We start from the raw sequence: 14,343 nt of genomic DNA, 5'->3' as shown, positions 1-14,343 counted from the left end.
AGTTCAGTTGGTGGAAGGCGTCACCTTCCGCCGGGAGGTGGCAGCCGGGGTGTGGGTATAAATCCCGGCCTGATCGGCCGAGAGGCAACGCCCATGGGCCCATTGTCGCAGCTGTTCGATCACCTCAGCAGACGTCTTCGAAACCGGGACGACCTGCTGGGCCGCTTCTGTGAGGGAAATCCCCAGCAAAGCCGAGAGTCGGCAGCAGGACTTAATCTCGGCACCCGTCCAGCCATCGTCAGCAGGAATCGGCTCACTGGCACTGATGTCGTACTGCCTTCGGTAGAGCGTCCAGATCTCATGCCGCTGGGCTTTGGTGGGGAGATCGACGAAGAAGATCCCATCGAGTCGCTCCGCACGAGTGAACTCGGGCGGGAGGTGCTGGATGTGGTTGGCAGTCCCCACGAAGAACACATCGCTCGTGTGGTCGGAGAGCCAGGTGAGGAGTGTCCCAAACAGCCGGGTGGCGACCCCGGCATCGCCAGTTCCACCGACTCCTGCGAGTCCTTTCTCGAGTTCATCGACAAACAGCACACAGGGAGCCATGGCATCGACGACCTGCAGGGCCTGACGGATGTTGCGTTCTGTCTCCCCCACAATCCCGCCCAGCACGGCTCCCAGATCGAGCGTGAGGACTGGTCGCCCGGTCTCATTCCCCAGCGCCCGGCAGAAAGCCGACTTTCCACAACCAGGCGGCGAGAGGAGCAACACGCCACGGGCTTTCACTGTCGAGGCTGATCGCCCAGGCCGCAGGGCCTGGCGGCAAAAGGTTTTTAACGACGCCAGTCCCCCGAGATTCGCGAATGACTCGTTTCCCCGGTGAAGCCGCAGGAGGTTCTGCTGGCGAAGGAGCTGGGCCTTGAGTTCCCAGATCACTTCGGGCTGGAAGTTCCCATGCCGGGTGAGTGAGAGAGCGAACGCCCCTTCGGCTTCAATGCGGGTTAATCCCGCTGCCGCATCAAGAAGCTGATTCCAGGCGGGGCCTGTGGGAAGGAGATCGGGAGTATCCGAAACCAGTTCCCGGGCAATCTCACCCAGTTCAACAGCCGCAGGAAGGGGAAACTCCAGTACCACAAACTGCCGGGTCAGCTCCACGGGGAGTTGAAGGACCGGGGAAACGATCACCACAAACATCCGCTCCCGCTTCCCCAGCTTGAGGAGTGATACCAGTTGCTGGATGATCTCGGGGCTTTGGAGGAAGCGGTGAAAGTTTGGCAGGACCAGCAGAGTCGCTGAAGCCGTCTCGTGATCTCGCAGGGTGGCAAACGCCTTGAGAGCTGAGAGAGGATCGGCGACCTCAGGGCTGGCAGTACCCCCCATGCGCCAGAACCCTTGCGCCAGATCCCAGACGGCCAGGTTCCAGGACTGGGAGGGTGCGAGGCGGATGAGTGTCCGCTCGACTTCTTCCACTTCAGGGGACTGAATCCAGATTCCGCTGAAGGCGGCCCGGATATGTTCGATCAGCTGTTCCGAAAAACTCATGGAGTGCTCCATAGGAAAAAAGGCGATGAAAACAACACGACCCCACGAGGCTTACAGGCCTGGCAGGGTCGACAACTCAGTAATGCGATGAGAAGCCGAAGACTCAGGCTCCCTGCGAAAGCTCCTGCGAGGCGTGGGTGGTGGGCGTCGCGTAGAACTCGGGCTGAAGTTGCTCCTGAGTCGGGAGCCCTAAGGCCGCAATGAGTGCCTGAGTGGCTGTGCGACAGCTGGCCCCTTGAAAGCCCTGGGCTTTCACCTGGACTGAGCCATCGGGAGCGACCAGCACTTCAAGAGTGGGAGGCATGGCAAATCCTTCAAAAAGGGAATGAGCTGCGAAGTAACGACGGTCGATGACGAACAGGTGCTGTCAGGCAGGCAGACCGATTGTCAGGCGGATGGCCCCATTCTGTTCCAGCCGCTCCTGAACGGTATGGCCCTGACGATGAGCTTCCAGCGTGGCTTTCGCGACGGCGTAATGCTGCAGGAAGGCGTCGAGTCTCTGGGGATCGCCCCAGTGACCCTGGAAGTTATCGTATTGAAGGTCGCCAGTTTCGGTCTGACAGACCACGGGAAACCGCCATCCCGGCAGTTCCACCAGCCAACCGGAACACTCCTGGTTGTAGATGCGGGCAGTCCCTGCCTGCGGAGCCGGTAGTTGAAGCCGCACACACGCCTGGCGAATGGCCGCAATGTCTTTGACTTGGGTTTTTATGGTTACGAGATGACTCATCCAGTGGTTCCTTTCGAGGGAGTGGTGCCGGGTGCGGCACTGGGAAGAGAAGGGGCAGGACGCTGAGGATCGCGAGGCAGTGCCAGCGGGGCAGCAGCACGTCGTGAGGTTTCTTCTCGAAGCAGCAACACTTCTGCCAGCTGATCCGTACTGGTCAGAGGGGTCGACATCTTGAGAAACATCCCGGCCAGCAGCAGGGGGCTGAGGCACAGGATCAGCTCTCCAATCGTCAGGATGGCGGCTGCCACAACCGGTTCCTGATTGCGAAGCCGTGCCAGTTCCACTCGTTCGGCTTCGAGTTGATCCCGCTGTTCGAAGAGTGTCTTCCGCTCTTGCTGCCAGCTTGCCTGCAGTTCTGCGAGTCGCTGGTTCTGCTGGGCCTGGGCCTCGAGAAATCGCCCCACATCGGGTGGAATCTGAGCAGGCGGTGGAGCCTGACAGCTACTGGCCAAAACCAGCATCGTGCCGATCAGTAGTGACATCAGAAGACGCATCGGGAGTATTCCTTCGCGAGAGGATCTGGGCAGCGAGATGTTGCCAGGCCTGCCGGAGCACACGCTCCCGCCGAATCACCAGACAACTCACCAACACCAGGAAACTGAGCAAAGCCAGCAGCATGAACATGAACGTTTCTCCTGAAATCAAAAGGAATGAGCCGTCTGCTCCCAAATCGGGGGCAAACGGCTCAAAAAATGGAAGGTCGGCGACCCTGGGACACCTAACCTTTTTCCGTCAAAGATTCATGACGCAAAATTGGCGGAAATTCAGCTCACGATCACTCACGAGCAGTGGCTTACCGCCGCCAAGGTTTCAGCATGACTGGCCAGGGCTCGCCGGTCATCGGGAGAGAGTCGTCCCCAAACCGCCGCCAGTCGTCGGAGATCGGCGTCCGTGGCAACAGAATGCATCAACCCAGCCACGAGAGCATCCGCCCCGCTGGCCGCTGCCCCGTTTTCCAGTCGTGCCTCGATTTGCCCGGTTTGTGCCCGGAATTCCGCTGGAAATGCGTTTTCTACTTGGAAAAACTCATTCGTTCGAATCCTGGCGGGGTAATTTCTTGACTCTTCAAAAACCGTCATCAGTTCACACAACCCCTGCCTGGCAGGGGTTTTTGTGTTTCGGGCCTCTTGAACGCAGGTCGCCATCCACGAGGCGGAAGCGTCAGCGACGGGCACTCTCATTTTCACCGCAAGAACAATGACAAGTCGATTTGATAGGCAAACTTGATTGTCAAGAGGAATAGGAAAAGGTCCGTCGCTGACGCTTCCGGCTCGTGACCCTCGTGATGCTCGTGAAACTTATGGTGAGGTGGATGATTCGATAAACCTCCCCTTGTGTCCTGGACCCGCCAATGCTTAATTGTTGGCGATGCCAAACTACAGTCGATCCGTTGCTGTTCTGATCGAAACCGGCGACAGCTGGGGGCGGAATGTCGTTGAGGCGGTCGCGCGGTATGCTCAGAAATCCCGCTGGGCACTGGTCATCTCCCCTCGCGACGAAGACGGCCGTCTGCGGCTGCCCCACCGTTGGCAAGGCGACGGCGCGGTCGCCATGCTCCGCGATGTCCCCATGGCCCGCAGCCTGCAAACCGCCGCGATTCCCGTGGTCGATGTCGATGTTCTCATGCGGCAGGAGACGTGGGTGGGCCGCGTCGTTACCGACGACCGCGTCCGCATTGCAATGGCCTTTGAACACTTCCGCTCGAAGAACTTCACCCACTTCGCCTGCTTCGCCCCACATGTGAACCGCTACCCCGATCAGCGTTCACAACTCTTCCAGCAGGTCGCCAGGAAGGCCGGCTTCTATTGCTGCGGCTTCGACAAGCTCGAGCGGAACGAACTGGGGTGGTACGCAGACCCCCAACTTGTCGCCCAGTGGATTCGCTCCCAACCCAGCCCGCTGGCGGTCTTCGCTCCCGATCCCGTCCCAGCCCGTCAACTGGCAGAGATCTGCCAGTGGGAAGGGATTCACATTCCAGACGAAGTCGCGATCCTGTCTGGTGACACCGACGATCTGCTTTGCAGCATCGCCTCGCCGCCCATCTCCAGCGTCGAGCTCGATTGTGCCCGCATCGGACATGAGGCCTGTGCTTTGCTCCACCGCATGATGAACGGCCGCCCCGCCCCCAAGCATCCCAAGCTGATCCCGCCGCTGCGCGTCATCGCCCGGCACTCGACCGAGATCCTCGCCGTCGCGGACCAGGAGATCGGCGACGTTCTCCGCTTCATCCGCTCACACGCCTGCGAAGGGATTCGCGTCCCTGACATTCTCAAGGTGTACCCTATTTCCCGCCGTACGCTGGAGCAGAAGTTCCAGACGATTCTCGGCCGAACTCCCTCCGAGGAGATCCGCCGCACCCGGCTCGAACAGGCCCGCAATCTCCTTGTCGATAGCGATCTGCCGATCTCGTCGGTCGCCACAAAATGCGGCTTCTCCAGCAGCGTCGAATTCTCGCACGCTTTCCGCAAATACCTGGGTATTAAACCGTCCGATCTCCGGCCGCAGCGTTGATAAGCGGGAAGATCTCGCCAAATGTTCCGCGCAAACACCCAACTGTTCTGCGCAAGATCCCATTGAATGCTGTCGCTTGCGAGAGAAGAATCTGCTTTTGTTCGGGTAGTGCTCATCGTTCCCTGCTCAAGAACGAACACGACCTGCCGTTCAACTGGCGCTCCAGGTTGACGGCCCCCATCGCGTTTCGGTTCGCCCTGCGGCGAACCCGTAATCCCTTTTCGCCGGGAGGTCAGCGTCGTGTCCTATTCTTTTCCTACAGACTTTTCGACAACCGCACTCCCTCCCAACTCTCGCAGGGGGTTCACGTTGATCGAACTACTGGTTGTCATCGCGATCATCGCCGTCTTAATCGCTCTGCTTCTCCCCGCCGTCCAGCAGGCCCGTGAAGCCGCCCGCCGCAGCCAATGCCGGAACAATCTTAAACAGATCGGCCTGGCACTCCATAATTATCATGATGTCTATCAAAGGCTGCCCGCTGGTTACGCCTACGACGCCAACAACCTGATCCCGATCTATGGGTGGGCCGTCTCCATCCTTCCCTATCTGGATCAGGCTCCTCTTTACAATGCCCTGAACCCGGGCAACATTCCCTTAAGTGCCCGCTATGTGGCGACATTCACTGCGCAGGATCAGCAACTCCTTCAGACGCCGATCTCCGTCTTCCGGTGCCCATCGGATATCGCCCCGCAGGTCCATGATTTTCCCTTCGGCGCGACGAATTTCTTTTATCCGGGCACCTCCAACTATGTTGCCTATGGTGGATCGGGACTGACCACCGAGACGCTGACCAACAACTACGACGCCCACGGCACTTTCTTCGGCAATTCTTATCTTCCGTTCGCCAGGATCTCTGACGGGCTCTCGAACACATTCTTCGTGAGCGAACGGGATGCCTCTCCCGTCGGCCCCGCCACCAACGGCTTCACCACGAATTTCGGCGCGGCCGTCTGGGCCGGGATCGCCAGTCGCAACAACGCCATTCGCCCCTATCGAACTTTGACTCATGCCGTTTATCGCATCAACTATGACTACGTTCAGGCGCTGAATGATACGACCAGTGCCTACAACGGGCGCGGAGTGAGCAGCTATCACACAGGGGGCGTCCACGTCCTGATGGGTGACGGCGGCGTTCGATTTGTGAACGAGAACATCGAGCACACCACCACCTACCGCTACCTGGTCTGGCGGGACGACGGTCTGGTCAATGCCGAGTTCTAATCCGCTCCGATGTGTTTTCCTTGATTGATGACTTTCTCTTTCACGTGTCCAAGTATTTCTCAGGAAGACGCCACGATGCGATTCCATCCGTACGGTCTCAAGACCTATCGACTCCTGCCCCACGCATTACCGCTGTGGCTCTTCCTTTGGTTCGCCAGCGGTTGTTCTCAGCCAGTGGGAACGATTGAAGGTTCTGTCACGATCAACGGCGAACCCGCCAAAGGTATGGCCGTCACCTTCAAGTCGACCGACGACAATTTCGAAGGGTTCGGCATGACCGATGAACAAGGCCGTTTCCGTATCTTCCGGGGTCGCGGCAAACAGGATTTCCTCCCCGGCAACTACAAGGTCGCCATTGGAGTCATGGAAACCGAGGGGGACAGCAATCGCGGCAAGAAAATCCCAGAAGAGGTCTCTGATATCAACCAGACGACGCTGGTCAAAACCGTTCAAGCCGGGCGGAACGACATCAAGATCGATTTGAATCCCGTACTGCGGACACCTTAGTCGTTTTTCGTCGAGACGACTCATTATCAACAGCCTGGTTCTCGATGGACTCTCACAGATTCTTCTACAAGGTTTAGTACGATCATGTCAGCCACGATCGAAGCCCCCGCGCCAAGTCAGCAGATGACGATTAACCGCAATCCCGCTAAAGCCACCACGCCTGTCTATGTCGTGGGTGCCGGCGTCGTTGGGGCCGCCTGTGCCCACTATCTCGCCGAGGCGGGTTGCCAGGTCGTGTTGATCGATCAGGGCGAATTCGGACGGGGTTGCTCGCATGGCAATTGCGGCTACGTCTCCCCCAGCCACGTCCTTCCGCTCTGCCGCCCGGGGGCGATCAGTTCCTCGCTCTGGACACTCTTCCAAAAGAACTCCCCGTTCAAGATTCGTCCCCGCCTCGACCTGCAAATGTGGATGTGGTTTTTAAGGTTTGCGTTGCGTTGCAACTTCAAGGATATGCTTAATGCTGGGCAGGCCCGCCATGCGATGCTGGCTTCCTCCCGGCGGCTCTATCAGGAATTGATGGAGATCGGCAAGCTGGGGGATTGCGACTGGGAAATGAAGGGGCTGATGTTCGTCCATCACAACGAACGCCATTTCGAACACTTCGAGAAGACCAACCGCCTGCTGACCGAACGATTTGGAGTTTCCGCGGATCGCCTGGATCGCGACGAACTACTAAAGCGTGAACCTGCCCTCAAACCTGTGGTGGCCGGTGCCTGGTACTACGATTGCGATGCCCACATCCGCCCCGACCTGCTGATGAAATCGTGGCGGAAGCTGCTCCAGCAGCAGGGTGTCGAAATTCGCGAACATTGCCAGTTCCTCGACCTGGAGGTGCAATCGAAAAAGATCACCCGCCTGTTCACCAGCCGCGGCGACTTTCCTGTCGATCATGTCGTCTTCGCTACGGGGGCCTGGTCGCGGCAGTTGCAAAAGAAGCTGGGTGTGGCAATTCCCATCGAGCCGGGCAAAGGCTACTCGATCACCATGCCCCGCCCCGCGATCTGCCCCAGTCATTCGATGATCTTCGAGGATCATCGCGTCGCCGTCACACCCACCAAGAACGAATATCGCATTGGCTCAACGATGGAGTTCGCGGGTTATGACAACACGCTGCGGCCTGATCGCTTGAGCCTCCTCACTGAAGGAGCCAAGTTCTATCTCCGCGATCCGCAGACGGAACCGATTGTCGAACGCTGGTACGGTTGGCGGCCCATGAGCTGCGATGGCGTCCCCATTGTCGGAAAACTGCCCCGCATGGACAACGCCTGGCTCGCCGCCGGTCATAGCATGCTCGGCTTGTCGATGGCGACGGCCACCGGAAAGCTGGTGGCGGAAATGCTGGCCGGCTCTACGCCCCATATCGATCCCCACCCCTATCGCGTCCATCGCTTCTAATTCTGAATCACAGCCATCTCATGACCATGAATTGTGGTGAAAGAGTCTCCATGCGGCATACGGCCCTCACCTTATTGATCTGTTCGCTTTTGCAAGGGAGTGATCTCCTCGCGAAAGATGCTCTCGTCTTCCGCAATGCCACCATCTACGACGGCGGCGGTGCTCCTCCGGTTATTGGTCATGTGTCGATCGACAAGGGGAAGATCACCTCTCTCGGCCAAGGCGACGGCCCAGAAGCCACTTGGGTGATCGACGCCAAAGGCCTGGTTATCGCGCCGGGATTCATCGACCTCCATACGCATAGCGATCCCAGCGTTACCTCTGTGAACAGCCGTGCCTGCACCAATTACATCATGCAGGGCTGCACGACTTCGGTTACCGGCAACTGTGGCAGCGGCCCGGTCGATGTGGCCGACTACTACAAGAAGATCAACACGCCCGGTGCAGGGACGAATGTGGCCCATTTGTTGCCGCAAGGCTCGCTGCGTTCCCAGGTGGTTGGCTCGGAGAACCGCAAGCCGACGCCCGAAGAACTGGCCAAAATGCGGGCTCTGGCGAAGAAGGCGATGGATGACGGGGCCTGGGGCATGTCCACCGGCCTCATCTACCTCCCGGGCAGCTATTCCAGTACCGAAGAGTTGATCGAGATCGCCAGCGAGATCGCTGCCGGTGGCGGATTCTACGCCAGTCATATCCGGGGCGAAGCTTCTACGCTCCTCCCCTCCGTCCTGGAGGCGATCGAGATCGGCGAGAAGGCGGGCTGCCCCACGCATATCTCGCACATCAAGGCCGCGGACACCCCGAATTGGGGCAGCATCGGCCAGGCCATCGCCCTTATCGAGACAGCCCAAAGGAAGGGACTCAAAGTCACAGCGGATCAGTATCCTTACACCGCTTTCAGCACGACTCTCGAACCCACGATTTTCCCCAATTGGGCTCGCTCTGGGGGACGAAAAGAATTGATCGCCCGACTCAACGATCCCGAAGCCGGACCGAAGATCCGCGAGGAGGTGGCTCGGGAGATCAAGACTTCCGACGACGGCCGACAGATAGTGATTTCAAGCTGCAGTCGCTATCCGCAATACGTCGGCAAAAACCTCTATGAGATCGGCCAGATGGATAAGATCACCGCGACGGAAGCGGTCGAGAAGATCACCCGTGCTGGCGGTGCCCGGATCGTCAAGTTCGCCATGAGTGAAGACGATGTCCGCACGGCGATGACCTATCCCTGGGTGGCGACAGCATCGGATGCCTCGGCGGGGCTCCCCACCGCCGACCGTCCCCACCCCCGCGGCTACGGCACCTTCCCCCGCAAGATCGGGCATTACGCGATTCGCGAACAGGTGATCAGCCTCGAACACGCCATCCGCAGTGCGACGGGCCTCCCAGCCGACATTCTTGGCTTCAAGGACCGGGGCTATTTGAAAACTGGCTACGCCGCCGACATTGTCGTCTTCGATCCGCAATCGTTCATCGACAAGGCAACCTTCGAGGAACCCTATCAATACGCTGAAGGAATGCAATACGTGTTGGTTAATGGCACTATGGCTGTCTACAAGGGAACTCCGACGGGTGCCTTGGCTGGCCGAGCCTTGCAAAAGAACGCCGATCAAAAAACGGCAAAATAAGTTAAAAGTTGTCAAAACCACCAGGTAGAGACAGGATGTGACGGTAGCTGGGGAACGGGATGAATGAGCTTCGACCTTCCCTTTGGGTGCATGCCAATGCACCAATTCAGTGTCTATGTGATCAACGATCAAAATGGTGCATTTTTTCGGAACTTCAGTCCACACAACCCCTGCTTTGCAGGGGTTTTTGTGTTTTGGGCCTCTTGAACGCAGGTCGCCATCCACGAGCCGGAAGCGTCAGCGACGGGTGCTCTCGTTTTCCAAACATGATCGTCAAGAGGAATGGTAAATTCTCGTCGCTAACGCTTCCGGCTCGTTGAACTCATACGATGCGTAATTGTCTAACTCAAACGTTAAAGTTCTGGCTTCAAGTGGCGGATGAGAAACTCTTTGCGGGCTCGGCTGCCTGCGGGTGTTTCTGCGGCTCCGTGGTTGGCGTTGATGATGGGTTGGAAGTCGAATGATTTTCCCGCTTTCTGCAAAGCCGCGACAACCTGCATCGTACTGGCAGGATCGACGTTGGAATCGAGTTCGCCAACAATCAACAGCAATTTGCCTTTGAGTTTGTGGGCATCGACTGCGTTCGAGCTGGCTGCATAACTTTCGTCGACAGGCCAGCCCATCCAGAGTTCATTCCACCAGATTTTGTCCATGCGGTTGTCGTGGCAGCCGCAATCCGCCACCGCGACATGATAAAAATCTGAGTAATCCAGAAGCGCTCTCATGGCCGACTGCCCGCCGGCACTCCCGCCGTAAATTCCCACGCGGGTTAAATCCATCCAGGGACGGGTCGCAGCGGCAGCTTTGATCCAACGGATACGATCCGGGAAGCCGGAGTCTTTGAGATTCTTCCAGGCGACGTCATGAAATGTCTTGCCCCGATAGTTGGTGCCCATGCCATCGGCCTGCACCACAATAAAGCCCAGATCGGCAAACGATTGCATTTGCCGGGCTGCTCCAAACCGTTTGGGTGCAAAAGCTCCATGAGGGCCAGCGTAGATGTTTTCCAGGACAGGATATTTCTTGGCTGGGTCGAATTTTGTCGGCTTAAAGATCACGCCATAGATGTTGGTCTTCTCGTCTCGTCCGGTAGCGACAAATCTTTCCGGAAAGGTGTGGCCTGCGGCTAAATACGCCGTTGCGTCGGCACGCTCCATTTCACAGATCAACTGGCCGTCAGCACTCTTCCGAAGTTCAACCACAGGAGGATGATCGATCCGCGACCAGGTATCGACAAAGTAGGTCGATTGAGGAGAGAACTGAATTTCGTGAGTCCCATCGCCTTGTGTGAGCTGTTGAAAACCGGTGCCATCGAACGAGACTTTACAGAGATAGAGATGGTAAGGATCTTCTTCAGGACGCAACCCATTGGCTGTGAACCAGATCGTGTTTGATGCTTCGTCGACGCGCTGAATCTCTCGAACGACCCATGGGCCAGAGGTCAGTTGTTGAGGTGACTTCTGCCCGGAAACATCAAACTTCCAAAGGTGACTCCATCCATCTCGCTCGCTCTTGCAGAGGAGTTCTTTCGTCTTCGGCAACCAATGTCGCCAGGAGAGATTGCGGTAGTCGACAAACGTCGGGCTGACCTCTTCGACGACAGGACGAACCTGCCCGGTCTTCACATCAACGGCGAGAATTCGATAGCACTGATGTCCCCGCTGATTAAAATCGAAGTAAAACTCGCGACCATCTTCCGACCAGTGAAAATTCATCGAGGGCGAACTGGTAAACTGATTGGTAAAGAGCGTCGAATCCAGCACGACTGGCTTAAAGGAGCCGTTCTCGAGACGGAAGAGCACAGGGACTGGCTGGTCCAGTTCATCGCCTGGTTTGGCATAGTTCAACTGACGTACCTTGGGTTGCAGTTGATCTTTGGGTGAGGTCTCGACAATCGAGATTTGCCGCACCTTGACAGGTATGGCTGACGAAAACACAAAGGCCTCAGAATTTGGCGACCACGAGGCTGTCCCAAAGATTTTGGCATCTGCCGGGATTGGCGGCGAAATGCGAACTTCATCCTGCATCTCGCCGTTTGTGAGAATAACCTGATTCCCTGATCCGCGAGCAAACCATTTTCCGTCGGGAGAGAACCCTTGAGCAGAAGATCTGGGCCTTCTTGAGGGAGAATTCCTCGGTGCCTTTCCGGAGATGCCATCGATCAAGATGCGTGGGGTGGCAGGGTCCGCAAATATTGTGGCCAATGGCTCGCCATTCTGCCTGGTGATGATCCACTGGTGCGTTTGGAAAGTGTGCTGGGTGTGGCTGGCGTTTGGCTCGATCACCGCATACGGAATCGACTCCCCTTCAGCTTTTACCCAGTCCAGTTTGACTGGTTCATCCATCTGATTTTTAAACTCCAGATGGCAGGAAATCTCTGATTCGGCAGGACCTTTGCGTCTGCTGGTCGTGAGTGTCGAGGTGCGAATCTCCGCAGGGCCTGGCAGATTCATTGATTTGAAATCTTTGTGAACACTCCGGAGGCCTGTTGCCGCATCGATGCGAATGTACTCTTCCTTCTTCGGAGCCACCTCCACGCGATACCACAGAGCCGATTCGTCGGGCAGCCAGGTGGGCGAAATCCGATCACGGTAGATTTTCGCCTCAGGCGCGGTTTGTGGAGGTTGATCCTCACTGATCAATAACGAGCCCCCAGGGCAGGGCAGAGACCACACCATCATCATCAACCAGACATAAGCTTTCATACACCACTCCCGAAGACATCTGGCAGATTTGTTTTCAGCGATTGAACGCTCGAACCGCAGGAAGGATCTTCACAAAATCACTTGTTTTGTTAGCCAAGCCCGTCCCATACTACGATAATGTACGCAATATCAAACCAAATCGGGTTTGTAAATTACACTCTCCAATCTGGAATTCTCAAGAATTTCAGCCTTTTTGTTGAGAGTGGGCTTTTTGCAGAAGTTCAGAAGTGATCTGCACTATCAGGATTTGGAAATGTGAGCGTTGTTTTCCCGACTGCGCAGATAAAGCACTGACCCGATTACGCAGATCGCGAATACGCAGGCCGTTTTCCAGACGAGCAGCCACCAGGGCCGCCACCACGCTCCCGACCAGATTTCCACGGCGTCTGATAAGCCAAACAGCACCAGCGCAAACGCCATCCACCGGCGAAGTCGGGCCTCGCTTGGCAATTGTGCGGGTTGAACAGGCGGGAACAGCGGTCTCAAGGTGACGACGACAGCCAGGCCCATCCAGATCAGCACTTCGCACGCATTGATCAGTACTGCCAAATCCCAATCTTCAAATCGCATGATGAGTGGCTAGTCTGTGATTTTTAGGAAATTTTTTGTCTCTTTAATCGATTTTTCATCGTCCCCGAGCATGATCGCTGTCATAACATTGGTTGATTGGCACTCTCAAACATCACCTGGTAACTGCTCGCACAAGATCGGGATTCAGTAATGACGAATGCAACAATTTCAGCCGGGTGGAATCGCCGAGAGTTTATGACCGCTGCGGGCACTTTGGTTGTGGCCACAGGCGTCAATCCTTTGCTGGCTGCCGATCAGCCCATTCGCGAAGTCATCGGGCCTGTGTTGGGGCATATTGATCATCGTCAAGCCTACTTATTCTGCCGCGCTCCTGGTGCGACATCCGTTCGCCTGAGCCTCGAGAATGCACAAGGGCAGAGAATACAGCAATTGGAATCGGCTCCCGAGAAAGTTCACGATGATTGTGTGACCTTCTCTCTGCAGAACCTCCAGCCCGGTACGACCTATCGCGGCCAGTTGGTGACCACGGGTTCAACCTCACTGTTCGGTCCTGATAACTTTGATGGAAAGTTCACCTTCACGACACCCGTAGCACCCGAAACGCCTGCCACAATCACGCTGGGGCTGGGTTCCTGTGTGTCGAGCACCGAGTTCGATGATTTATGGAGCCAGATCGCCGCTCATCAAGTTGATGGCTTCTGCCTGTTGGGCGATACCCCTTACATCGATACCAACGACCTCAGCAGGAACCGACTCGCCCGGCGAAAGTTCTGGGGGACACTCCCCACCCTCAGAATGCTCGCTACGAAAATCCCCTTCTGGAACACCTGGGATGACCACGACTTCGGCAAGAATGATTCCGATGGACTGATGCCGAAAAAGGAAGATATCCGCCAGGCGTTCCTCGAATACAACGCTCTGGCAAATTACGGAGAAAACGACGAGGGGATCTATACCTCGTTTCGCCGAGGGCCTGTCGAAGTCTGGCTGATTGATGATCGCTGGTTCTCACAGACAGCCAGTTCCTGGGCCGACCCGGCACAAAAGACCTGCCTGGGCCAAGCGCAGTGGAATTGGCTTCAGCGAACATTGAAGGCTTCGACGGCCCCATTCAAAATTCTTTGTACCGGCATGGTCTGGTATCCCAAGGGGAACAAAGAGAAAGATCACTGGGAGACCTACAGTGCCGAGCGCGAAGCACTCTTTGCCTGGATTAAGCAGCAGCAGATCAGCGGCGTCATGCTAATCTCGGGAGATATCCATGTCAGCCGGCATCATATTTATGGGCCGGAGCGAGTCGGTTATCCACTCCACGAATGTGTTGTTTCGCCGATGCACGCTTCGGTCATCCCTTCGCTCGATGTGCAGCATCCAGCCCGTGTCTGGAGCAAACCCGCTCCGAATGTGTTCCTCAAGCTCGTTGCCAGCAATCTGGAAAGCCAACCCAAACTGACTGCCACCTGGATCAACAGGCAGGGCGAAGAACTCCACTCTTTTGAATGGATTGCCTGATTTCAACCGCATCCCGCCTACCGCTGGAGTTCAACTTCCAGGCCAGAGGAATCAAAAGCATCTTGCGATGACCGTTCTCTGAAGATTAGCCTCAAGTAACAAGTGGGCGCAGGGTCAG

The 14,343-nt window shown here is 56.8% G+C and carries 14 protein-coding genes; 6 read left to right on the top strand and 8 right to left on the bottom strand.

The window, feature by feature from the left end:
* Window positions 1–3: 3 nt before the first annotated feature.
* From PLIM_RS15620 to PLIM_RS15595, 6 genes are all read right to left on the bottom strand, one after another.
* Window positions 4–1,482: an AAA family ATPase gene (locus PLIM_RS15620; protein ID WP_013111294.1), complete on the bottom strand. Its 1,479-nt coding sequence runs from the start codon at window positions 1,480–1,482 to the stop codon at window positions 4–6.
* Window positions 1,483–1,585: 103 nt separating this feature from the next.
* Window positions 1,586–1,786, bottom strand: a complete 201-nt coding sequence (locus PLIM_RS15615) for a DUF2997 domain-containing protein (RefSeq protein WP_013111293.1) — start codon at window positions 1,784–1,786, stop codon at window positions 1,586–1,588.
* A 63-nt stretch (window positions 1,787–1,849) separates the two neighbouring features.
* Window positions 1,850–2,212 carry a hypothetical protein gene (locus PLIM_RS15610; RefSeq protein ID WP_013111292.1) on the bottom strand — a complete coding sequence of 121 codons (363 nt, stop codon included), beginning with the start codon at window positions 2,210–2,212 and terminating at the stop codon, window positions 1,850–1,852.
* Entirely contained in the window at window positions 2,209–2,706 is a 498-nt protein-coding gene (locus PLIM_RS23075) for a hypothetical protein (RefSeq protein WP_013111291.1), read from the bottom strand. The genes PLIM_RS15610 and PLIM_RS23075 overlap by 4 nt, the downstream gene beginning before the upstream one ends.
* Window positions 2,654–2,836, bottom strand: coding sequence for a hypothetical protein (locus tag PLIM_RS15600; protein ID WP_013111290.1), 183 nt, complete (start codon window positions 2,834–2,836; stop codon window positions 2,654–2,656). Before PLIM_RS15600 ends, PLIM_RS23075 begins: the two co-directional genes overlap by 53 nt.
* A gap of 155 nt (window positions 2,837–2,991) precedes the next feature.
* A complete protein-coding gene (locus tag PLIM_RS15595; RefSeq protein ID WP_148227139.1) occupies window positions 2,992–3,387 on the bottom strand; it encodes a hypothetical protein in 396 nt (131 codons plus the stop codon).
* 193 nt (window positions 3,388–3,580) lie between these two features.
* On the opposite strand from PLIM_RS15595, the gene PLIM_RS15590 reads away from it, so the two are divergent.
* The 5 genes from PLIM_RS15590 (at window position 3,581) to PLIM_RS15570 (ending at window position 9,477) form a co-directional block, all read left to right on the top strand.
* Window positions 3,581–4,723, top strand: a complete 1,143-nt coding sequence (locus tag PLIM_RS15590) for an AraC family transcriptional regulator (protein WP_013111288.1) — start codon at window positions 3,581–3,583, stop codon at window positions 4,721–4,723.
* Window positions 4,724–4,963: 240 nt separating this feature from the next.
* Window positions 4,964–5,944: a DUF1559 domain-containing protein gene (locus PLIM_RS15585; RefSeq protein WP_013111287.1), complete on the top strand. Its 981-nt coding sequence runs from the start codon at window positions 4,964–4,966 to the stop codon at window positions 5,942–5,944.
* A 75-nt stretch (window positions 5,945–6,019) separates the two neighbouring features.
* Window positions 6,020–6,451 (top strand): carboxypeptidase-like regulatory domain-containing protein, encoded by a 432-nt coding sequence (locus tag PLIM_RS15580; protein WP_013111286.1) that lies wholly within the window; start codon window positions 6,020–6,022, stop codon window positions 6,449–6,451.
* 84 nt (window positions 6,452–6,535) lie between these two features.
* Entirely contained in the window at window positions 6,536–7,849 is a 1,314-nt protein-coding gene (locus PLIM_RS15575) for an NAD(P)/FAD-dependent oxidoreductase (RefSeq protein WP_013111285.1), read from the top strand.
* Window positions 7,850–7,869: 20 nt separating this feature from the next.
* The gene (locus PLIM_RS15570) at window positions 7,870–9,477 is read left to right on the top strand and encodes an N-acyl-D-amino-acid deacylase family protein (protein WP_230849325.1); all 1,608 of its coding nucleotides are present in this window, start codon (window positions 7,870–7,872) and stop codon (window positions 9,475–9,477) included.
* Between the two features lie 353 nt (window positions 9,478–9,830).
* Here PLIM_RS15570 and PLIM_RS15565 read toward each other — a convergent pair whose 3' ends face one another.
* Window positions 9,831–12,182 carry a prolyl oligopeptidase family serine peptidase gene (locus PLIM_RS15565; protein WP_013111283.1) on the bottom strand — a complete coding sequence of 784 codons (2,352 nt, stop codon included), beginning with the start codon at window positions 12,180–12,182 and terminating at the stop codon, window positions 9,831–9,833.
* A gap of 240 nt (window positions 12,183–12,422) precedes the next feature.
* Window positions 12,423–12,752, bottom strand: a complete 330-nt coding sequence (locus PLIM_RS15560) for a hypothetical protein (RefSeq protein WP_013111282.1) — start codon at window positions 12,750–12,752, stop codon at window positions 12,423–12,425.
* A 150-nt stretch (window positions 12,753–12,902) separates the two neighbouring features.
* On the opposite strand from PLIM_RS15560, the gene PLIM_RS15555 reads away from it, so the two are divergent.
* Window positions 12,903–14,225 carry an alkaline phosphatase D family protein gene (locus tag PLIM_RS15555; protein WP_013111281.1) on the top strand — a complete coding sequence of 441 codons (1,323 nt, stop codon included), beginning with the start codon at window positions 12,903–12,905 and terminating at the stop codon, window positions 14,223–14,225.
* Window positions 14,226–14,343 lie beyond the last annotated feature (118 nt).

It is taken from the genome of Planctopirus limnophila DSM 3776 (assembly GCF_000092105.1).
Classification (GTDB): Bacteria; Planctomycetota; Planctomycetia; order Planctomycetales; family Planctomycetaceae; genus Planctopirus; species Planctopirus limnophila.
Note: the sequence above shows the minus strand (reverse complement) of the source record. Positions and strands in the feature narration are given on the sequence as shown.

Coding starts and splice junctions, on each gene's coding strand:
- PLIM_RS15575 (WP_013111285.1), top strand. CDS start 6,536: ATGTCAGCCACGATCGAAGCCCCCGCGCCAAGTCAGCAGATGACGATT.
- PLIM_RS15565 (WP_013111283.1), bottom strand. CDS start 12,182: ATGAAAGCTTATGTCTGGTTGATGATGATGGTGTGGTCTCTGCCCTGC.
- PLIM_RS23075 (WP_013111291.1), bottom strand. CDS start 2,706: ATGCGTCTTCTGATGTCACTACTGATCGGCACGATGCTGGTTTTGGCC.
- PLIM_RS15615 (WP_013111293.1), bottom strand. CDS start 1,786: ATGCCTCCCACTCTTGAAGTGCTGGTCGCTCCCGATGGCTCAGTCCAG.
- PLIM_RS15600 (WP_013111290.1), bottom strand. CDS start 2,836: ATGTTCATGCTGCTGGCTTTGCTCAGTTTCCTGGTGTTGGTGAGTTGT.
- PLIM_RS15610 (WP_013111292.1), bottom strand. CDS start 2,212: ATGAGTCATCTCGTAACCATAAAAACCCAAGTCAAAGACATTGCGGCC.
- PLIM_RS15555 (WP_013111281.1), top strand. CDS start 12,903: ATGACGAATGCAACAATTTCAGCCGGGTGGAATCGCCGAGAGTTTATG.
- PLIM_RS15570 (WP_230849325.1), top strand. CDS start 7,870: ATGACCATGAATTGTGGTGAAAGAGTCTCCATGCGGCATACGGCCCTC.
- PLIM_RS15580 (WP_013111286.1), top strand. CDS start 6,020: ATGCGATTCCATCCGTACGGTCTCAAGACCTATCGACTCCTGCCCCAC.
- PLIM_RS15620 (WP_013111294.1), bottom strand. CDS start 1,482: ATGAGTTTTTCGGAACAGCTGATCGAACATATCCGGGCCGCCTTCAGC.
- PLIM_RS15560 (WP_013111282.1), bottom strand. CDS start 12,752: ATGCGATTTGAAGATTGGGATTTGGCAGTACTGATCAATGCGTGCGAA.
- PLIM_RS15590 (WP_013111288.1), top strand. CDS start 3,581: ATGCCAAACTACAGTCGATCCGTTGCTGTTCTGATCGAAACCGGCGAC.